Origin of the sequence: Amycolatopsis speibonae (assembly GCF_042647925.1) — a bacterium.
GTDB classification, from domain to species: domain Bacteria; phylum Actinomycetota; class Actinomycetes; order Mycobacteriales; family Pseudonocardiaceae; genus Amycolatopsis; species Amycolatopsis speibonae.
The window spans coordinates 1-19,021 of the sequence record NZ_JBHRWK010000100.1; the positions used below are offsets into that span (position 1 = coordinate 1).

Annotated in this window: 17 protein-coding genes and 1 tRNA gene; 12 read left to right on the plus strand and 6 right to left on the minus strand. The window is 67.1% G+C overall.

What is annotated here, in order from left to right:
* Positions 1-98: 98 nt before the first annotated feature.
* On the minus strand, positions 99-719 hold the full coding sequence (locus ACFOSH_RS39950; RefSeq protein ID WP_378246279.1) for a hypothetical protein: 621 nt from the start codon (positions 717-719) through the stop codon (positions 99-101).
* Positions 720-855: 136 nt separating this feature from the next.
* Here ACFOSH_RS39950 and ACFOSH_RS39955 point away from each other — a divergent pair, with 136 nt between their 5' ends.
* Positions 856-1,293: an ankyrin repeat domain-containing protein gene (locus ACFOSH_RS39955; protein WP_378246281.1), complete on the plus strand. Its 438-nt coding sequence runs from the start codon at positions 856-858 to the stop codon at positions 1,291-1,293.
* 1,069 nt (positions 1,294-2,362) lie between these two features.
* Positions 2,363-3,244: a TIR domain-containing protein gene (locus ACFOSH_RS39960; protein ID WP_378246282.1), complete on the plus strand. Its 882-nt coding sequence runs from the start codon at positions 2,363-2,365 to the stop codon at positions 3,242-3,244.
* 22 nt (positions 3,245-3,266) lie between these two features.
* Here the strand turns inward: ACFOSH_RS39960 and ACFOSH_RS39965 are convergent, their stop codons facing one another.
* Positions 3,267-3,515: an NAD(P)-dependent oxidoreductase gene (locus ACFOSH_RS39965; protein WP_378246284.1), complete on the minus strand. Its 249-nt coding sequence runs from the start codon at positions 3,513-3,515 to the stop codon at positions 3,267-3,269.
* Here ACFOSH_RS39965 and ACFOSH_RS39970 point away from each other — a divergent pair.
* The gene (locus ACFOSH_RS39970) at positions 3,502-4,584 is read left to right on the plus strand and encodes a tyrosine-type recombinase/integrase (protein ID WP_378246286.1); all 1,083 of its coding nucleotides are present in this window, start codon (positions 3,502-3,504) and stop codon (positions 4,582-4,584) included. The two genes, ACFOSH_RS39965 and ACFOSH_RS39970, sit on opposite strands and share 14 nt — an antisense overlap.
* Before the next feature lie 145 nt (positions 4,585-4,729).
* On the opposite strand, the gene ACFOSH_RS39975 is transcribed toward ACFOSH_RS39970, so the two are convergent.
* Positions 4,730-4,802 (minus strand) — tRNA-Arg (locus ACFOSH_RS39975).
* Positions 4,803-4,867: 65 nt separating this feature from the next.
* Entirely contained in the window at positions 4,868-5,305 is a 438-nt protein-coding gene (locus ACFOSH_RS39980) for a MarR family winged helix-turn-helix transcriptional regulator (RefSeq protein WP_378246288.1), read from the minus strand.
* 44 nt (positions 5,306-5,349) lie between these two features.
* On the opposite strand from ACFOSH_RS39980, the gene ACFOSH_RS39985 reads away from it, so the two are divergent.
* Both ACFOSH_RS39985 and ACFOSH_RS39990 read left to right on the plus strand, forming a co-directional pair.
* Positions 5,350-6,474, plus strand: a complete 1,125-nt coding sequence (locus tag ACFOSH_RS39985; protein WP_378246290.1) for an epoxide hydrolase family protein — start codon at positions 5,350-5,352, stop codon at positions 6,472-6,474.
* 151 nt (positions 6,475-6,625) lie between these two features.
* The gene (locus ACFOSH_RS39990; protein WP_378246292.1) at positions 6,626-7,543 is read left to right on the plus strand and encodes a cation diffusion facilitator family transporter; all 918 of its coding nucleotides are present in this window, start codon (positions 6,626-6,628) and stop codon (positions 7,541-7,543) included.
* A 29-nt stretch (positions 7,544-7,572) separates the two neighbouring features.
* Here ACFOSH_RS39990 and ACFOSH_RS39995 read toward each other — a convergent pair whose 3' ends face one another.
* Together ACFOSH_RS39995 and ACFOSH_RS40000 are read right to left on the minus strand one after the other, a co-directional pair.
* The gene (locus ACFOSH_RS39995; RefSeq protein WP_378246294.1) at positions 7,573-8,295 is read right to left on the minus strand and encodes a DUF305 domain-containing protein; all 723 of its coding nucleotides are present in this window, start codon (positions 8,293-8,295) and stop codon (positions 7,573-7,575) included.
* A complete protein-coding gene (locus ACFOSH_RS40000) occupies positions 8,295-9,089 on the minus strand; it encodes a DUF3105 domain-containing protein (RefSeq protein WP_378246310.1) in 795 nt (264 codons plus the stop codon). Before ACFOSH_RS40000 ends, ACFOSH_RS39995 begins: the two co-directional genes overlap by 1 nt.
* A gap of 204 nt (positions 9,090-9,293) precedes the next feature.
* Between ACFOSH_RS40000 and argS the strand changes: the two genes are divergently transcribed.
* From argS to ACFOSH_RS40035, 7 genes are all read left to right on the plus strand, one after another.
* Positions 9,294-10,949, plus strand: coding sequence for an arginine--tRNA ligase (gene argS, locus ACFOSH_RS40005; RefSeq protein ID WP_378246296.1), 1,656 nt, complete (start codon positions 9,294-9,296; stop codon positions 10,947-10,949).
* Between the two features lie 3 nt (positions 10,950-10,952).
* Positions 10,953-12,386: a diaminopimelate decarboxylase gene (lysA, locus tag ACFOSH_RS40010; RefSeq protein WP_378246298.1), complete on the plus strand. Its 1,434-nt coding sequence runs from the start codon at positions 10,953-10,955 to the stop codon at positions 12,384-12,386.
* 3 nt (positions 12,387-12,389) lie between these two features.
* A complete protein-coding gene (locus ACFOSH_RS40015) occupies positions 12,390-13,700 on the plus strand; it encodes a homoserine dehydrogenase (protein ID WP_378246300.1) in 1,311 nt (436 codons plus the stop codon).
* On the plus strand, positions 13,697-14,758 hold the full coding sequence (thrC, locus tag ACFOSH_RS40020) for a threonine synthase (protein WP_378246302.1): 1,062 nt from the start codon (positions 13,697-13,699) through the stop codon (positions 14,756-14,758). The genes ACFOSH_RS40015 and thrC overlap by 4 nt, the downstream gene beginning before the upstream one ends.
* A complete protein-coding gene (thrB, locus tag ACFOSH_RS40025; RefSeq protein WP_378246304.1) occupies positions 14,755-15,636 on the plus strand; it encodes a homoserine kinase in 882 nt (293 codons plus the stop codon). Before thrC ends, thrB begins: the two co-directional genes overlap by 4 nt.
* Before the next feature lie 455 nt (positions 15,637-16,091).
* Positions 16,092-18,095: a transcription termination factor Rho gene (gene rho, locus ACFOSH_RS40030; RefSeq protein WP_378246306.1), complete on the plus strand. Its 2,004-nt coding sequence runs from the start codon at positions 16,092-16,094 to the stop codon at positions 18,093-18,095.
* Between the two features lie 92 nt (positions 18,096-18,187).
* Positions 18,188-18,715 carry an AAA family ATPase gene (locus ACFOSH_RS40035; protein WP_378246308.1) on the plus strand — a complete coding sequence of 176 codons (528 nt, stop codon included), beginning with the start codon at positions 18,188-18,190 and terminating at the stop codon, positions 18,713-18,715.
* Positions 18,716-19,021 lie beyond the last annotated feature (306 nt).

The window sequence follows — 19,021 nt, forward strand, 5'->3', positions numbered from 1 at the left end:
CGAGGTGGCGCAGACGCCACCAATACCGCGCCCAGCAAGGCCACTACCAGCGACAATCGACCCACGAACCATGACCATCACGAACTACGGCTGGAGTACTAGGCCAGTTCGTTGACTGTTTTGCCGTCCCCGTCGAGGATCTTGATGGTCGGCCGGTCGTTCTCGTCGACCTGGAGCACGATTCGCGGACGCCCTTGGGAATCGCACAATGCCAGTTGCGCGCCGAAAGTGGTGTGTGAGCCGAAGAGCGCGCGCGGCGTGGCACGGGCGCCGGGCCCGGCATCGGGATCCGGAAGGCCGTTGATGGTCAGGCCCGCGCCACCCACGCCGTCCTTCGCGGACAAGCTGAGGCTGATCCCGTCCACCGCGTGCGGATAGTCGAAGGCGATGTGGCCGCCGGTGGGGTGGACGAGCAAACCGCCCTTTTCGTCGCCGGTCTCGTCGTTGAAAATCAGATAGGAGCCGTTCTCCGGCCCGGAGCGCCGCTCGGGCGGGTAGGTCTGGCCGTCGATGATCAGCGGTGGCTTACGGCTGTCGAGCAGGAACCGCTGCCGCCCTCGCTTGTCCACCACGGTGAACGACGGGCTCACCTGATGCTTGTCGTTCACCGCGGAGTCGACAGTGGACTCCGTCGCGCCCGCGGTGCCACCGGCCAGCAACGCGCCACCAGCGGTCGCCGCCATCCCGAAGGCCGCCCGTCGCCCGAGATCCCCTGCCATCGCCCCAGCCCCCTCAAGTCGGTTGCCTGGACGCTAGCAAAGATCACCGGGCGGTGTGACATATTGACTGCAAGTGTCACTCGCCTGGAGTAGTATGGCTTGTGCTTGCGAGCGTCGCGGAAGTATTTCCGAATGTGTGGACAATTCTTTCGAATTGCTGGAATGGGTATATGATTTCGAGCGTCGAAAACGGGCGCTCGACGCCGGCTTGACTTCATGTTGCTATTGGGGATGGTTGATGGTGAACGACCTGTGTCCTGCCCATCGGGCTGTCGAGATGTGTGATCTTCCGCTGCTTCGTGAACTCCTCGATGGCGGCGCTGACATCAATGAAGAGTGTGGCGGGTTCACGTTGTTGCACCATGCTGTTGATGTCGAGATCGACAGTCACACGCAGACGGGTGAGCCGCTGCACGTGGACGTCACGGCTTACTTGCTGGCGCGAGGAGCGGACCCAAAGCGTCCTTCGGATGGCGGTTGCGGTGTTACCGCCGAACATATGGCCTTCCAAAGTTGCCATTGGCTGGCGTCGGCCCTCTTTGAGGCATGGGGTATCCGTCGGCGTCCGACGTAGACCCGCACCGGAGATCGTGACTCACCGTTGCGGAAGTCTTGTCACTTAACCGTCCAGCTCAGACTGGCGAACGGCGTTTGATTCGATCGGAAGTGTGCCCTCGGCAGGATTCGAACCTGCGACACCTGCCTCCGGAGGGCTAAACCGCGTGTCGCGCCTGCGGGTAGTGTGACCTGCGCATATGTCAAGACTGGAATATATGTCACCGTCGGTTTGGGAACGCATTGGGAACTGACGGGTGCCCAGCACTCAGCTGGAGCGTGGTTTCAGCGCGTCCGACAGGATCCACTGGCGGTGCCACGTGCCGCCCTCGCCGGGGGTGCCAAGCGGGTAGGTGACCCATCCGACCCAGTGCCCGGTGACGGTGGCGGCCCACTTGCTCAGCGTCCCCGGGACGGTCCCAGTGAGGTCGAGTCCGTCAGGGAGCGTTCCCCGCGGAGTTGTCGATCGGGAAGACGCGACGCAGGTCGACCCACACGGGCCTGGGCGGCTCAACCGCGTGCACGTACGGCGCATCGCTAGTGGACCTCGCGGACTCGGACATGTGTTCGATTATGCATCTCTCGGCTGCGCCCTGAGACGTCAGCTCGTCACAGGAGGGCGTTGTCCGCTGCCTGTCGATCCGCGCGAACGGAGGGATGCGATCGCACGTCGACGAGGCAGCCGCTGCACCTGGTCCGACAAGGCCGCGTAGGAAGGTTGACATGGGCAGCATCTCGCGTGATGAAGCGGCGACGTTCTTCGGCGCCGTTGTGCACCGCTAGCCGGATGAGCTCGTGGTGGCCACTCGGGGCAACCAGGTCGTCGTCGAGGACGCTGCTGGCGTTGGCTACGGGTACACGTACCGTGCGGGCTCCGCGGCCACGATGGACCCGGACCCTTGAGCTGACGTGCTGGCCGATATCGGCGGCGTGTGGCTGGAGCGTGCGTGAGTGCTGGTCACCTGCGAGTTCTGATCCATGATTCAGCCATGCGGGCTCCGGATCTGGGTCGGTTCGGGGCCCGTTCCACGTTCAGGACCGCGGACGCATCGACCCGCATGTGGCAAGGGTGGTTATGATGCCTCGCCATGAAGGTCTTTCTCAGCTGGTCCGGCGGTTACAGTGAGCAGATTGCTGCGGCTTTCAAAGAATGGCTACCGCTGCTTATAAATGAAATCGATCCATTTATGTCATCAAATATCGAAGCAGGCTCGCGATGGCAATCTGAAATTTCATCAGCTCTGGAGATGACTGATTTTGGAATTATCTTTGTCACTGCGGAAAATCAAAGTAAACCTTGGCTTAATTTTGAGGCGGGCGCGCTGGCAAAGTCTGTCGCGAATAGTCATGTTGTGCCGTTGGCTATTGATCTTAAGTTGTCTGAGATACAAAACCCTCTTGGGCAGTTTCAGGCGCAGGAATTAAGTAAACGTGGCGTCGATAGCATTGTTCGAGCGATCAATGCGACTGCGCAACGGCCGCTAAGTGATGAGATCTTGAGCAAGGTGCTTGAAATGTGGTGGCCGGTTCTCCATGAGAAGGTAGAGGCAATTAAGTCAGGGCCACTGGCGCAAGCGGCCATTCCTGTACCTAAGCGCCCCGAACGAGAAATCCTGGAAGAAGTCCTCGCGGCAGTGCGAGGAATGGACAGAAATCAGCGATCTTTGGCTAGCAGTGTCACACGTCTTGAGCGGCAAACTGGGACAAAAGCATCCAAGTCGCCTCTCGTTGAGCGCCACTCACAGCAGTTCTATAGCTCTTTGCAGCACATTCTAAGCAAAGATGTGGGAGCGGCTGAATTTATGTCTAATCCTGACGGTCATGTCACTGTATTTATTCCAAGGGTGCTAGGCAAAAAAGCTTTGAGTGAAGTTTTCGAAACTGCTTCCGATTTTAATGTCAATGTCCAACTAAATGTTAATCCTGATCTGTTTGAGGGGGACCCTCGCTTGGTTGATGGGGTAAAATAGAGCTGTTGTTCGATGGTGGCGCTCAGCGGCGTCGCTCGATGTTCGACGGCTCGCCGCCATCGAGGAAAGTCCTGATCTGCTGTATGGCGACCTGGTAGCAGCGTTCAGCGGTTCCGGGGGCGTTCTTCGACATGTGCGGGCTGATGATGACGCCGGGACAGGTGAATAGCGGATGTCCACCTGGCAGGGGTTCGGGGTGGGTGACGTCAAGGGCTGCGCGAAGTCGTCCAGCTTGGAGCTCGGAGATGATTCGCGTGATGCCGGTGTTCATGCAGGAAGCGAAGAATCGTCCTGACGCCAAGGTGGTGCGGTCCGCGCTGCGCCAATGGGGCTACAACATGGAGTACCGCACGGGCCGCGAGATACCAGCGGACGTCGAGAAAGTACTGGCGTGGTGTCGGCGCAAGACGGTGACGGTGAAGGCAGTAACAGATCCGGACGTTCTACGCGCTTTGCAGCGGGCGGTGACTCGTCGTCTCGACGGGAAACGCTTCGCGCCGAGCGTGGCACGAAAGACCCGTGCAGTGCTGTTCAACGCGCTTGACTACGCGGTGGAACTCGGTCTGATCGAAGCCAATCCGCTGAGTTCGGTGAAGTGGTCCGCCATGCCATCAGGCAAGAGGAAAGTCAACAAACGGGCGGTGCCGAACCCGGTGCAGGCACGCACGCTGCTGGCGGGGGTCGGCTCGCTTTCGCGTAGCGGCCCGCGGCTTGAGGCGTTCTTCGGGGCGATGTACTACGCCGGCCTCCGCCCCGAGGAGGCGGTCGCCCTGAACAAGCGGAACCTCGCATTGCTGCCGGAACCGGAGTGGGACGACGAACGCGGGGAGCACGTCTACGACTGGGGAGAGTTCCACCTGGATTCCGCCGAACCGCACGCTGGAGGACGGTGGACGGACAGCGGAAAACCGCGCGACGAACGTCCGTTGAAGTCGCGAGGAGCAGGGGAGGGGCGCACGGTGAGTTTCCCGCCCGACCTGACTCGCCTGCTGTGGCGCCGCATCCGGTTGTTCGGGTACGCCCCGGACGGGCGGCTGTTCCAAGGGGAGCAGGGCGGCGAGGTTCCGATGATCACCTACACGCGGGCGTGGCGGTCGGTGCGGAAACTGATCCTGAGCGAGGAATCGCAGGCGACTCCGCTGGCTTCACGTCCATACGATCTTCGCCACGCGGCTGTCAGTACCCAGCTGGCGGCTGGCGTCGACCCGGCCGCAGTGGCGGAGCGGGCGGGGCACTCGGTGGCGGTGCTGTTGGAGATCTACGCCGCGTTCCTCGACAAGGGGGAGGCGGCCAACCGGGCGCGCATCGAGAAGATCCTGGGCCACAAGCCGAAGACATGACGGTGGCCGGGTTCCCCGTGGGAACGCATTGGGAACAGACACCCGTGTAAGGCCGGATATTGCCGGAGACAGCCGGAGTGCGGGGGAAGATCGCGAGATCAGGAATTTTGCTAGTCAGATGCGGTTTTCCCCGCACTTTGTAGGGTGCCCTCGGCAGGATTCGAACCTGCGACACCTGCCTCCGGAGGGCAGTGCTCTATCCCCTGAGCTACGAGGGCGTTGCCGCCTGGGCGACTCCGAAAGCTTAGCGCACCCCGCCCGGCCTCCTCGCGCGAGGTGGTCGTTAACCCTGGTGATGCTCCACGACGCGGGCGAGGAGCCGCGTCAGCTGCTCCCGTTCGGCGGGGTCGAGCGGCGTGAGGAAGACGTCCTGGGTCTCGCTGACCAGGTCTTCCAGGTGCTGGAGCCGGTGGGTGCCCGTGCCGGTGAGGGTGATCAGGTTGCGCCTGCCGTCGGCCGGGTCGGGGGCGCGCTCGACGTAGCCCGCGTCGGCGAGTTCGTTGATGACGGCGACGACGTCGCTGCGGTCGATACCGGTGCAGCGGCTCAGGGTGGCCTGGCTCGACGGGCCGTTCTCGTCGATGGCCGCGAGGATCCCGTAGTGGTACCGGCGGGCGCCGCTGCGGGCGGACTCGTCCATGGTGAGCCGGTGGACCACGGTGGCGGCCTGGTTGACCAGCCAGCTGGCCTTGGTGCGGAGCCGGGCGGGCGCGGTGCTCATCGGAACAGCGTAGCGTTGGTGCCACCAACGAACTGGAGGGTGTCGTGATCGAACCGTTCGAGGTGCGGATTCCCGAAGAAGCCATCGCTGACCTGCGAGCCCGGCTTCGGGCCACGCGCTGGCCCGAGCCGGCCACCGTGGACGACTGGGAACAGGGTGTCCCGCTGGAGTTCGCGCGGGAGCTGTGCCGGTACTGGGCGGAGGACTACGACTTCGGTTTGGCGGGCCGTGTCAACGCTTTCCCGGGTTTCAAGACCACTGTGGACGGTCTCGGGATCCACTTCCTGCACGTGCGGTCACCGGAGCCGGACGCGACGCCGCTCGTGCTCACGCACGGCTGGCCGGGTTCGGTGGCCGAGTTCCTCGACGTGCTCGGTCCGCTGACCGATCCCGCCGCGCACGGCGGCGATCCGGCGGACGCGTTCCATGTCGTCGCGCCCTCGCTGCCGGGGTTCGGCTGGAGTGACAAGCCGTCGTCGACGGGGTGGAACGTCGAGCGCATCGCGCGGGCCTGGGACGAGCTGATGGGGCGGCTCGGCTACGAGCGCTACGCCGCGCAGGGTGGCGACTGGGGTGCCGGGGTGACGAACATGCTCGCCAAGGTCGCGCGGGAGCGGCTGATCGCCGTCCATGTGAACATGGCGGGCGTCCCGTACGACGAGGCCGTGCTGGGTGAGCCGACGGTGGAGGAGAAGGCGGCGATCGGCGATCTGGCCCGGTTCCGCGCGGTCGGGTCCGCGTACTCGCAGCAGCAGGCCACGCGCCCCCAAACGGTCGGCTACGGGCTCACCGACTCGCCCGCGGCGCAGGCGGCCTGGATCGCCGAGAAGTTCTGGGAGTGGACCGACAACGACGGCTCGCCGGAGACAGCGTTGTCCTGGCGTCAGATGCTCGACGCGATCTCCGTCTACTGGTTCACCGGGACGGCGGCATCGTCGGCGCGGATCTACTGGGAGAACAAGGAGCGGGACCTCTCCGCGGTTGAAGTTCCTTCGGGTATCTCGATCTTCCCGCGCGAGATCGTCCGCCCTTCGCGGCGCTGGGCGGAGCTGCGCTACACCGATCTTCGCTGGTACGAGGTGCAGGCCAAGGGTGGCCACTTCGCCGCGTTCGAGCAGCCCGAGATCTTCGTCGGCCAGTTGCGGGGGTTCTTCCGGTCACTTCGGTAGCGGTCCGTGTCGGTTTCAAGTTTCGGGAAGGCCCTCATGGGGGATGGCTTCCTTGTGTGGCTTAAGACATGGTGAACTTAGGCTCACCTGTATTGCACATATGCGCATGTGACAATATATTCGGCCTGTCGACTTCACGAGAGGCGGAGCAATGGGTCACGGGCACGGGCATGGGACGGCCTCGCCGTCGAGCGCGTCAGGCCGATACCTCAAGAGCCTGACGATCGCCCTGGTCATCGGCGCCGGCTTCATGGTCATGGAGTTCATCGTCGGGTTCGCCACGGGCTCGCTCGCGCTGATCTCCGACGCCGCGCACATGTTCACCGACGTCCTCGGTGTCGGCATGGCGCTGGCGGCGATCATGCTGGCCCGGCGCAGCGGCCCGACCCTCACCCGCACCTTCGGGTTCTACCGGGCCGAAGTGCTCGCGGCGCTGGGCAACGCGATCCTGTTGTTCGGCGTCGCGGGCTACGTCCTGGTCGAGGCACTCGGCCGGATCAGCGACCCGCCCGCCGTCCCCGGCCTGCCCGTCCTGCTGGCCGCCGCCGCGGGGCTCGTCGCGAACATCGTCTCCTTCCTGATCCTGCGCAAGGGCGCGGAGGAGAGCATCAACGTCCGGGGCGCGTACCTCGAAGTCCTCGCGGACCTGATCGGCTCCGTCGGTGTGCTGCTGAGCGGTGCGATCACGCTGCTGACCGGCTGGCGCTACGCCGACCCGATCATCGGTGTCGCGATCGGCCTGTTCGTCCTGCCCCGCACCTACGCTCTGGCTCGGCGCGCCCTGCGGATCCTGTTCCAGCACGCGCCGAAGGGGGTCGACGTCGCCGGGATACAGGCCGAGCTCGGCGGGCTGAAGGGTGTCGAGGACGTCCACGACCTGCACGTCTGGACGCTGACGTCGGGGATGGAGGTCGCTTCGGCGCACCTCACCATCGCGCCGACCGTCGAGCAGGCGGCGGTGCTCACCGAGGCGCAGAACCTCCTGGCGAACCGTTACTCGATCGAGCACGCGACCCTGCAGATAGAAGTGCCCCAGTGCGCGCAACGGTGCCGGGAGCTCTCCTGGTAGCCGCCAGATGTGAGAGCTGAAAAGGACCGTCAGACAGGGAGCGGGGAAGCGCCGCGCTCCTGCAGCAGCCCCTTCATCAGCGTGATCTCCGCACCTTGCGACACGAGCATGCTCTGCGTCAGCGACTTCACGTCCGCGATGGCCGTGTGGTCGTTGCCGTACTGAGCCATCTCCGTCCCGCCCATGTGGTGCCGAAGCATCAGCTGGAGGAAGAAGACGTCCATCTCCTTGCCGGTCAGCGACCGCAGTTTGGCCAGTTCGGCCGACGTCGCCATCCCCGGCATCGGAGCGCCGTTCGACGGCTTCATGTCGGCGCCACCGTGCCCGGAATGGCCCGCCATCGGCTCGGTCATCCAGGTCATGTACTCGCCGGTCGTCTGCTCGGGCTGGCCCCACAGGCCCAGCCAGCCCTTCATCCGGCCGACCTGGCCGGTCTGCGTGCGCTCGATGTCGAACGCGAGCGTCTTGATCGCCGGATCGGTCGTGTGGTCCCGCGCCCAGCCCGCCATGGTGACGGCCTGGAGGTGGTGCACCGACATGTCCTGCGCGAAGCCGACCTCGACCGAGCCCGCCCCCGGAGTCGACGGCTCCGGATCGGAGTCGACCAGCCTGGTCGTCAAGGCGCCGAGGCCGAAGCCGAGGATCAGCATGACGACCAGGGCGGCCCCGATCACCAGCCAACGGCTCTTGGCCGACCGCGAAGTGTCGTCCGGTTCGTCGATGTACTGGAGATCGGGGTCCGTCTGGCTCATTACTTGCTCGCGGGCGCCGAGGGCTGGGTGGCGGGCGCGGACGGCGCGCCGGGCTGGCCGGGCTGGTCCTGCTGCGTGCCCGCGGTGCCCTTGTAGTCCATCGGCTTCGCGTCCGGCCCCGGCGGGGTCGCGTTGAACTCGCCCGGCTCGATCTGCGCGTCGCAGGTGGCGTCACGCTCGGGGTACGCGCCGTACGGGTTGGTGCGCAGCGCCGCGATGAACTGGTCGATCCGCTCGTCGGAGGCGCTGTCCAGCTTCAGCTGGTGGCCCCAGGACTGCACCGAGATCGGCTTGTCCAGGTTCGGGTACGGCGACATCGTGGTGTACGGCTTGCCCTCGACACGGACCCGCAGCAGCTCCAGCGCGTCGCCGGAGATCTGCGCCGGGTTGTAGGCGATCCAGACCGCGCCGTGCTCGAGACCGTGGACCATGTTCTCGTTGCGGACGGCCCGGTCGTAGACGACGCCGTTGCACGCGGCCCAGGCCTGGTCGTGGGGGCCGCCGTAGGGCGGGGTCTTGTCGTAGGCCACGCGCTCGGCGGCCGTGACGTGCACGGAGCCCTCGTAGGTGGTCGTGGTCACGCCGTTGATCCGCTTGGAGGGATCCGGGTCCTGCTGCGAGGGCGCGAAGGCGGCCGCGGTCTCTTCGCGGGTCTTCTGCTCGCGCTTCGGCGCCGAGGCGACCATGTAGTAGGTGACCACCGAGGCAGCCAGGGCGACGATCGCGACGACGGCGATGATCGTGCCCCAGGGCGTGCCCTTCTTGGACACGACGGAACTACGGGCGGCCTTCATGGCGTTCTTCGACGACGCGCCCTTTTTTCTGGTTGTCCCGTTAGCCATGGCTCCTGCGTTCTCCAAAGGGGGTGGTCCCTGCGCGGGCCAGTGTAGAGACCCCGCGTCTGATCACCGTGAACGCCTGCGATGATCACCGGCTTGGCTCACACCTTCCGGCGGTCGCTGCGAAGCCTCCACCTGCTGACACCTAGAATTCCGCGAGTGACTCCCGCAGCTCTCGCCGACCTGGTCCGTAACTCAGCCGTGCAGCTTCTCACCGCGCGCGGCCTCGACGATTCCGTGCTGCCGGAGAAGGTGACGATCGAACGTCCCCGCAACCCCGAGCACGGCGATTACGCGACCAACCTGGCGCTGCAGGTGGCGAAGAAGGCGGGGATGAAGCCCCGCGACTTCGCCGACGCGCTGGCCGAGGCCCTCGCCGCCACCGACGGCATCGACTCGGCCGAGGTCGCCGGGCCGGGCTTCCTCAACCTGCGCCTCGCCGCCGACGCGCAGGGCCAGATCGTCCAGCAGGTCCTCGACGCCGGCGAGAAGTACGGCCTCGGCGACGAACTGGCCGGTCTCAAGATCAACCTCGAGTTCGTCTCGGCGAACCCGACCGGCCCGATCCACCTCGGCGGCACCCGCTGGGCCGCGGTCGGCGACGCGCTGGGCCGCGTGCTGTCCGCGCAGGGCGGCCTGGTCACCCGGGAGTACTACTTCAACGACCACGGCGCGCAGATCGACCGCTTCGTCCGGTCCCTGGTCGCCGCCGCCAAGGGCGAGCCCGCCCCCGAGGACGGCTACGCGGGCGGCTACATCAACGACATCGCCGCCGAGGTCATCCGCCAGGAGCCGAGCGCGCTTTCGCTGCCGGAAGACGAGCGGGCCGAGACGTTCCGCCGGGTCGGCATCGAGCTGATGTTCACCGAGATCAAGCAGAGCCTGCACGACTTCGGCACCGACTTCGACGTCTACTTCCACGAGAACTCGCTGCACGAGTCCGGCGCGGTCGCGTCCTCGGTCCAGCGGCTGAAGGACTCCGGGAACCTGTACTTCGAGGACGGCGCCTGGTGGCTGAAGTCCAAGGAGCACGGTGACGACAAGGACCGCGTCGTCATCAAGAAGGACGGCAACCCGGCCTACATCGCCGGTGACCTCGCCTACTTCCAGGACAAGCGCGACCGCGGTTTCGACCTCTGCATCTACATGCTGGGCGCGGATCATCACGGCTACATCGCCCGGCTCAAGGCCGCCGCGGCCGCCTTCGGTGACGACCCGGCCGTCGTGGAGGTCCTGATCGGCCAGATGGTCAACCTGGTCTCCGACGGCAAACCCGTCCGGATGAGCAAACGCGCCGGCACCGTGATCACCATGGAGGACCTGGTCGGCACCGTCGGTGTCGACGCGGCCCGCTACGAGCTGATCCGCTACTCGGTCGATTCCACTTTGGACGTCGACCTCGACCTGTTGCGCAAACATTCCAACGACAACCCGGTCTACTACGTCCAGTACGCCCACGCGCGGCTGGCCTCGTTGCAGCGCAACGCCTCCGACCTCGGGCTCAAAACTGGTGGCGAGGTCGACTTCGGTCTGCTTACGCTGCCCGCCGAGGGCGACCTGATCCGCACACTCGGCGAATTCCCGACCGTCCTCCGCCGGGCGGCGCAGCTGCGCGAACCGCACCGCGTCGCCCGGTACCTCGAAGAACTCGCCGGCGCCTACCACAAGTGGAACGCCGTCGGCCGGGTCCTGCCGAAGGGCGACGAAGAGGTCACCCCGCTCACGTTCTCCCGTCTCGCGCTGTGTGAAGCGACCCGCCAGGTGCTGGCGAACGGTCTTCGCGTGCTCGGTGTCTCTGCTCCGGAACGGATGTAATCGATGGCTCACCCCGCGGGCCCCCGCCACGCCGACGTCTACCCCCACGCCGACGCCTCCGGTTTCCCGCCGTCGAGTCCGGCGGAACTCGACAGGCTGTACCCGAAGGTCTGGCCCCGCAACACCTTTCGCGGCGGTGACGGCGTCGTGCGCATCGCCGGCGTCGACGTCCGCGAACTCGCCGAGAAGTACGGCACGCCGCTGTTCGTCGTCGACGAGGCCGACTTCAAGTCCCGTTGCGCCGACTACGCCGAGGCGTTCGACGACCCGGCGCTCGTGCACTACGCGTCCAAGGCGTTCCTGTCCATCGAGATCGCCCGCTGGGTGGCCGAGCAGGGGCTGAGTCTGGACGTCTGCAGTGGCGGCGAACTCGCCGTCGCGCAGCGCGCGAACTTCCCGGCCGAGCGGATCACCTTCCACGGCAACAACAAATCCCTCGCCGAGCTCGAAGTGGCCGTCGAGGGAGGTGTCGGCACGGTCGTGGTCGACTCCTACTACGAGATCGCGCGGCTGGCCGACGTGGCCGCCCGGCACGACGTCGTGCAGGACGTGCTGATCCGGGTCACCGTCGGCGTCGAGGCGCACACCCACGAGTTCATCGCGACCGCGCACGAGGACCAGAAGTTCGGCTTCTCGCTGGCTTCCGGTGACGCGGCCGAGGCCGTGCGCCGGGTGCTCAACGCGCCGTCGCTCAAGCTGATCGGCCTGCACAGCCACATCGGTTCGCAGATCTTCGACGCCGACGGTTTCGAGGTCGCCGCCCGCCGCGTGGTCGGCCTGCTGGGCGAACTCGCCAAGGAGCACGGCACCGATCTGCTCGACCAGCTGTCCATCGTCGACCTCGGCGGCGGTTTCGGTATCGCCTACACCGACAAGGACAACCCGCCCCCGCCCGCGCAGATGATCACGCAGATCCGCGAGATCGTCCGCAAGGAATGCGAGTACGCGGGCCTGCCGGTGCCGAAGATCGCCGGTGAGCCGGGCCGCGCCATCGCCGGTCCCGGCACGATCACGCTGTACGAGGTCGGCACCATCAAGGACGTCTCGCTCGGCGACAACGCCGCCCGGCGCTACGTCAGCGTCGACGGCGGGATGAGCGACAACATCCGCACCGCGCTCTACGACGCGGTGTACGACTGCCGTCTCGTTTCCCGCTCCGCCGACGACGACGGGGACGGCCAGGCCGCCGCCGCGCTGTCCCGGGTCGTGGGAAAACACTGTGAGTCCGGCGACATCGTCGTCCGCGACTGCTGGCTGCCCGACACCCTTGCTCCCGGCGACCTGCTCGCCGTGGCGGCCACCGGGGCGTACTGCTACTCGATGGCCAGCGGGTACAACCGGCAGCCGCGGCCCGCGGTGGTGGCCGTGCGCAACGGCAGCGCCCGCTTGCTGTTGCGGCGGGAGACGACGGACGACATGCTGCGCCTGGAGGTCTAGCAAGTGTCTACTGTGGACGGACGCGTGATCAGGGTCGCCCTGCTGGGCTGCGGAACGGTCGGCGGCGAGGTCGTCCGGCTGCTCACCGAGCAGGCCGAAGAGCTCGCCGCCAGGGCGGGCGCCAGGGTGGAGCTGGCGGGCATCGCGGTGCGGCGCCCCGACAAGCACCCCGAGCTGCCGCCGGAACTGGTGACCTCCGACGTGACGAAGCTCGTCACCTCCCCGGACGTCGACGTCGTCGTCGAACTGGTCGGTGGCATCGAACCGGTGCGGGAGTGGCTGCTCGACGCGCTCAAGGCCGGGAAATCCGTTGTCACGGCGAACAAAGCGCTGATGGCCGAGCATTCCGCGGAGCTGTTCGAGGCCGCCGACGCGGCGGGCGTCGACCTGTACTTCGAGGCGGCCGTCGCCGGGGCGATCCCGTTGCTGCGCCCGCTGCGCGAATCGCTGGCGGGCGATCGCATCACCCGCGTGATGGGCATCGTCAACGGCACCACCAACTTCATCCTGTCCGCGATGGACTCCACCGGGGCCGGCTACGCGGAAACACTGGAAGAGGCCAGCAGGCTCGGATACGCCGAGGCGGACCCGACGGCCGACGTCGACGGCTACGACGCGGCGTCCAAGGCCGCGATCCTCGCCTCGCTCGCGTTCCACACCCGGGTCACGGCGTCCGATGTGCACCGCGAAGGCATCGCCGACGTGACCGCGTCGGACCTCGCCGCCGCGAACGTGCTGGGCCGCACGGTGAAACTGCTCGCCATCTGCGAGCGCGTCACCTCCGACGACGGCGCCGAATCCGTTTCGGCGCGCGTCCACCCGGTGATGATCCCGCGCGGGCACCAGCTCGCCGGGGTCGGCGGTGCGTACAACGCCGTCTACGTCGAGGCCGACGCCGCCGGTGAGCTGATGTTCTACGGTCAGGGCGCCGGTGGCGCGCCGACCGCGAGTGCCGTGCTCGGCGACCTCGTCGCGGTGGCTCGAAACCGGGTCGTCGGCGGCCGTGGCCCGCGCGAATCCGCGCACGCCGCGCTCCCGGTCAGGCCGATGGGCCAGACGCCGACGCGGTACCACGTCAGTCTCGACGTGGCCGATCGAGCGGGCGTCCTCGCCCAGGTGGCCCAGGCTTTCGCCGGACACGGCGTCAGCATCGCCGCGGTGCGGCAGCGTGATGCCAACGACACGGCCAGCCTGGTCGTCGTCACCCACCTGGCGCCGGACTCGGCATTGCGGTCCACTGTGGACGAAATTGCCAAGCTCGATGTGGTGAACCAGGTCGTCAGTGTGATGCGTGTGGAAGGCGAAGACCAGTGATTCCCCAACCGTGGCCAGGAATCATCCAGGCTTATCCCGACCGGATCCCGGTACCGGCCGGTGCGAGGGTGATCACCCTCGGCGAGGGCAACACCCCGTTACTGCCCGCCCCGCACCTTTCGGAACTGACCGGCTGTGAGGTTCACCTCAAGGTCGAAGGCGCGAACCCGACGGGGTCGTTCAAGGACCGCGGGATGACCGTGGCCATCACGCACGCGCTCGCCAGCGGGCTCAAGGCGGTCATCTGCGCCTCCACCGGCAACACCTCGGCGTCGGCGGCGGCCTACGCGGCCCGCGCCGGGCTCACCTGCGCGGTGCTCGTGCCGCAGGGCAAGATCGCGATGGGCAAACTCGCCCAGGCCGTGCTGCACGGCGCACGGATCCTGCAGGTGGACGGCAACTTCGACGACTGCCTCGAACTGGCGCAGAAGACCGCGATCGACTACCCGGTGACCTTGGTCAACTCGGTCAACCCGGTGCGGATCGCCGGCCAGAAGTCGGCCGCGTTCGAGATCTGCGACGTGCTCGGCCGGGCGCCGGACATCCACTGCCTGCCGGTCGGCAACGCGGGCAACATCACCGCCTACTGGGCCGGATATTCCGAGTACGTCGGTGACGGTGTGGTGAAGAACACCCCGCGGATGTTCGGGTTCCAGGCGGCCGGTGCCGCGCCGCTGGTGCACGGCGAACCGGTGGCCGATCCGGACACCATCGCGACCGCTATCCGCATCGGCAGCCCCGCGTCCTGGGACGGCGCGATGAAGGCGAAGAACGCGTCCGCCGGGCTGTTCGAAGCCATCACCGACGAGAAGATCCTCGAGGCGTACCGGCTGCTCGCCCGCAAGGAGGGCGTGTTCGTCGAGCCCGCTTCGGCGACCAGCGTCGCGGGCCTGCTCGCCACGGCCGCCGACGGGCGCCTGCCGAAGGGGTCGACCGTTGTGTGCACCGTCACCGGGCACGGGCTGAAGGATCCGGCCACGGCGCTGGAAGGCAACGTCGAGGTCGAGCCGCTCGCCGTCGACCCGACCGCCGTCGCCGCCGCGCTGGACCTGCGATGACGCTGCTCAAGGTCAAGGTCCCGGCGTCTTCGGCGAACCTCGGCCCGGGGTTCGACACGCTGGGCCTGGCACTGGCGCTGTACGACCGGGTCGAACTCCGGATCACCGACGCCGGGCTCAAGATCGAGGTGGTCGACGCCGGCGCCGGTGACGTGGACGACGTCCCGACCGACGAATCGCACCTGGTCATCAGGGCTTTCCGGCGTGGCTGCGAGCACCTCGGCCTCCGGCCGCCCGGTGTGCACCTGCGCTGCTTCAACGCCATCCCGCACGCCCGCGGCCTCGGTTCGTCCGCGGCCGCTGTCGTGACCGGCGTCGCGGCGGCGTACGCGCTGGCGGAGAAGACTCTGGACGACGACGCGCTGCAGCTGGCCGCCGGGTTCGAGGGGCACGCCGACAACGCCGCGGCGAGCCTGCTGGGCGGCTTCGTGGTCGCCTGGAACGAGGGCGAGCGGTTCCGCGCCGAACGGCTCCAGCCGCATCACGACATCCGGCCCGTGGTCGCCGTCCCGGCGCTGCGGTCCTCGACCGACGCGACGCGCGGGCTGCTTCCCGCCCAGGTCCCGCACGCCGACGCGGCGTTCACCGCGGGCCGGGCGGCGCTCGCCGTCCACGCGCTCACGGCGCGCCCCGACCTGTTGCTCTCCGCGACCGAAGATCGGCTCCACCAGCCTTACCGGGCGCCCGCGTACCCGGCGAGCAGCGAACTGGTGCGCGCGCTGAGGGCCGAAGGGGTGGCCGCGGCCATCTCCGGGGCCGGTCCGAGCGTGCTCGCGCTGACCACCGGCGGAATACTCCCGACGGGTGTCGACGTTACATCCTTCGACGTCACCGAGCTGCCGATCGATCCTGGCGGCGTTCAGGTTGCGGCTCAGTAAAGCCTCGGTCACATGCCGGAGCCCATCCCGCCACGCGGGGGGTGGTTGTTGCACCCGGCCGTGGCGCGGTCTACCCTCGGGGGCGTTCGATCACCGTGCGTTTCCGCACCCGGTGCCGGTCCAGGTGACCAGTGTCATCCTTGGCCCGCATCCTTCGTTGATCCGCCAGTTCCGCACAGAGTCCGGCAAAAGCACAGCCTGGCAAGCGGGGCTGACAGACCGACACAGGCGGGTTCCCGGTTCCGGCGGTGCCGAATTCCGCTTCCTCCGTTTGGAGGACGCAAATCCCTGTGCTGGAGGCCTTTTCTTGGTCCTGTTGGAACAGCTCCGCTGTGTTCGACACGGCTGAGGAGCTGATCGCCCGTATCGGGGGCCAACTACGCCGTTTCGCAATCGGACGCGAGCGGCGGTCCGCTGATCCGCCTGGAGGCGTGGATCGGTCAGGAAGGACATTTGTGAGCAACACCGATCTTTTGAGCGACGTCGAAGGCGGCGCCGCCGAGTCGAACGGCGCCGTCGCTCCCAAGCGCACGGTCGGCGGATTGACCGGCAAGACCGTCGCCGAGCTGCGCTCGATCGCTGGGGATCTCGGCATCGGCGAGACGACGGGTATGCGTAAGGGCGACCTGATCGCGGCCATCCGCGAGCGCCAGGGCAAGACCAAGCGCAAGACCCCCGCCGCGGCGAGCGAAACGCTTCCGCTCGAGGGCATCGATGCACCGCGCAAGGCTCCCAAGGCCGAAGCGCCCAAGACGGAGGCCCCGAAGCAGGAGGCCCCGAAGGCCGAAGCGCCGAAGGCGGAAGCCGCCCCGGCCGAAGCCCCGCGCGCCGAAAAGGCCGAGAAGGCTGAAAAGTCTTCGGAGAACGGCTCCGCGCCCGCTGAGCGGCCCGCTCAGCAGGACAACAGCCAGCAGGACGGCCAGTCGCAGCAGGAAGAGGGCGGCCGCAGCCGTCGTCGCCGTGGCTCCAACCGCGCCGCGGGCTCGCCCGAGCAGGGTGGCCAACAGCGTGACCGCGGCGAACGTGGTGACCGTGGTGAGCAGGGCGGCAACCGTCAGGGCAACCGCGACGGCGGCCGTGACGGTGGTCGTGACGGCAACCGCGACGGCAACCGCGACAACCGTGGCCAGGACAACCGCCAGCGCAACCAGCAGGGCGGCGGCCAGGACAACAGCCAGCGTCAGGGCCAGGGCCCGCAGGGTGACGACGACGAGGAAGGCGGCCGTCGCGGCCGTCGCTTCCGCGACCGTCGTCGCCGGGGTACCGGCGGTGGCCGTGAGCAGGGCGGTTCGCCCGACACCGAGATCCGCGAGGACGACGTCCTGCTGCCCGTCGCGGGCATCCTGGACGTGCTCGACAACTACGCGTTCGTGCGTACCTCGGGCTACCTCGCCGGGCCGAACGACGTGTACGTCTCGCTTTCGCTGGTCCGCAAGTACGGCCTGCGCCGCGGTGACGCCATCACCGGTTTCGTGCGCCAGCCGCGTGACGGCGAGCAGCAGCGGCAGAAGTTCAACCCGCTGGTGCGCGTCGACTCGATCAACGGCCTGGAGCCGGACGAGTCCAAGCACCGTCCCGAGTTCACCAAGCTGACCCCGCTGTACCCGAACGAGCGACTGCGCCTCGAGACCGAGCCGCACAAGCTCACCACCCGCGTCATCGACCTGGTGATGCCGGTCGGCAAGGGACAGCGTGCACTGATCGTGTCGCCGCCGAAGGCGGGCAAGACGACGATCATGCAGGACATCGCGAACGCGATCTCGACGAACAACCCCGAGTGCCACCTGATGGTCGTGCTCGTGGACGAGCGTCCGGAAGAGGTCACCGACATGCAGCGGTCGGTGAAGGGTGAGGTCATCGCCTCCACCTTCGACCGTCCGCCGTCCGACCACACCTCGGTCGCGGAGCTCGCCATCGAGCGGGCGAAGCGGTTGGTCGAGATGGGCCACGACGTCGTCGTGCTGCTCGACTCGATCACCCGTCTGGGTCGTGCCTACAACCTGGCGGCCCCCGCGTCCGGCCGGATCCTGTCCGGTGGTGTCGACTCGACGGCGCTGTTCCCGCCGAAGCGTTTCCTCGGCGCGGCGCGCAACATCGAGAACGGCGGCTCGCTGACGATCTTCGCCACGACGATGGTCGAGACCGGGTCCACCGGTGACACGGTCATCTTCGAAGAGTTCAAGGGCACCGCGAACGCGGACCTCAAGCTCGACCGGAAGATCGCCGAGCGGCGCGTGTTCCCCGCGGTGGACATCAACCCGTCCGGTACCCGCAAGGAAGACCTGCTGCTCTCGCCGGACGAGCTCGCGGTCACCCACAAGCTGCACCGGGTGCTGCACGCGCTGGACTCGCAGCAGGCCATCGACCTGCTGATCTCGCGTCTGCGCAAGACGAAGACCAACATCGAGTTCCTCATGCAGGTCTCGAAGACGGCCCTCGGCTCGAACGACGACGACTGATCTTCAGGTCACCTTCGGTACCGCGATGAAGGGGCCTTTCATAGCAAATTTTGCTATGAAAGGCCCCTTCATCGCATCTCTGGGGAGGCCAAGTGGGCGCGGTACCGGGGCGGATCGTCGTGTACGGGGTCACCGGATCGGGCAAGTCGACGCTGGCCCGGAAACTGGCGGAGCGGACCGGGTTGCCGCGGCATTCGGTCGATGACGACCTCTGCTGGCAGCCGGGCTGGGTGCCCGTCCCCGACGACGAGCAGCGGCGCCGGGTCACCGCGCTGGTCGCCGGTGAGCGCTGGATCATCGACGGGATGTTCAGCAAATGGCGCGACATCGCACAGCCCCGTGCCGAACTGATCGTGGCGCTGGACTACCCGCGCTGGGTCTCGTTGGGCAGGTTGCTGCGCCGGACCGTGGTGCGCTGCGTCACGCGCCGCCGGATCTGCAACGGCAACGTCGAAACGCTGCGGGGAATGCTCTCCCGCGACTCGATCATCTTGTGGCACTTCCGCTCGTTCGCCCGGAAACGGCGCACGATCCGCGACTGGGCCGCGGATCCGGAGGTGCCGGTGGTGCGGTTGACCTCGCCGCGCGCGACGAAGCGCTGGCTGAGCCTCGTGAGTTGAGGGGTAAGGCGAAGGTGGCTTGTGTCTGCACCCGCGGTGAACGAAGGCGTAACTCGCGTGATCAGACGGCGAACTCGGTGAACGTCGTCCAATCACGCGAGTTACCTCTCTGATCACGCGTGATCGCCGCCTGATCACGCGAGATCGCCCATCTCGCCCACACCCTGAAGCGCGTGAAGGCCCCCTTCCCCCAGCTCAGCGAAGGGGGTGGATTTCAGGGGTCGTTGCAACACGGGTGATCATTTGGTGTTGGTGAGGAGTGTAGTGAGGCGCTCGGCTGGGGTGTCCCAGTCGAGCGTTTTGCGT

What these genes read in the sequence shown, in the direction of transcription:
- ACFOSH_RS39995 (WP_378246294.1), bottom strand. Translation starts at nt 8,295, where the DNA reads ATGAGCCAGACGGACCCCGATCTCCAGTACATCGACGAACCGGACGAC.
- ACFOSH_RS39970 (WP_378246286.1), top strand. Translation starts at nt 3,502, where the DNA reads ATGCCGGTGTTCATGCAGGAAGCGAAGAATCGTCCTGACGCCAAGGTG.
- ACFOSH_RS39950 (WP_378246279.1), bottom strand. Translation starts at nt 719, where the DNA reads ATGGCAGGGGATCTCGGGCGACGGGCGGCCTTCGGGATGGCGGCGACC.
- ACFOSH_RS39980 (WP_378246288.1), bottom strand. Translation starts at nt 5,305, where the DNA reads ATGAGCACCGCGCCCGCCCGGCTCCGCACCAAGGCCAGCTGGCTGGTC.
- ACFOSH_RS40000 (WP_378246310.1), bottom strand. Translation starts at nt 9,089, where the DNA reads ATGAAGGCCGCCCGTAGTTCCGTCGTGTCCAAGAAGGGCACGCCCTGG.
- ACFOSH_RS39965 (WP_378246284.1), bottom strand. Translation starts at nt 3,515, where the DNA reads ATGAACACCGGCATCACGCGAATCATCTCCGAGCTCCAAGCTGGACGA.
- ACFOSH_RS39960 (WP_378246282.1), top strand. Translation starts at nt 2,363, where the DNA reads ATGAAGGTCTTTCTCAGCTGGTCCGGCGGTTACAGTGAGCAGATTGCT.
- ACFOSH_RS39990 (WP_378246292.1), top strand. Translation starts at nt 6,626, where the DNA reads ATGGGTCACGGGCACGGGCATGGGACGGCCTCGCCGTCGAGCGCGTCA.
- lysA (WP_378246298.1), top strand. Translation starts at nt 10,953, where the DNA reads ATGGCTCACCCCGCGGGCCCCCGCCACGCCGACGTCTACCCCCACGCC.
- thrB (WP_378246304.1), top strand. Translation starts at nt 14,755, where the DNA reads ATGACGCTGCTCAAGGTCAAGGTCCCGGCGTCTTCGGCGAACCTCGGC.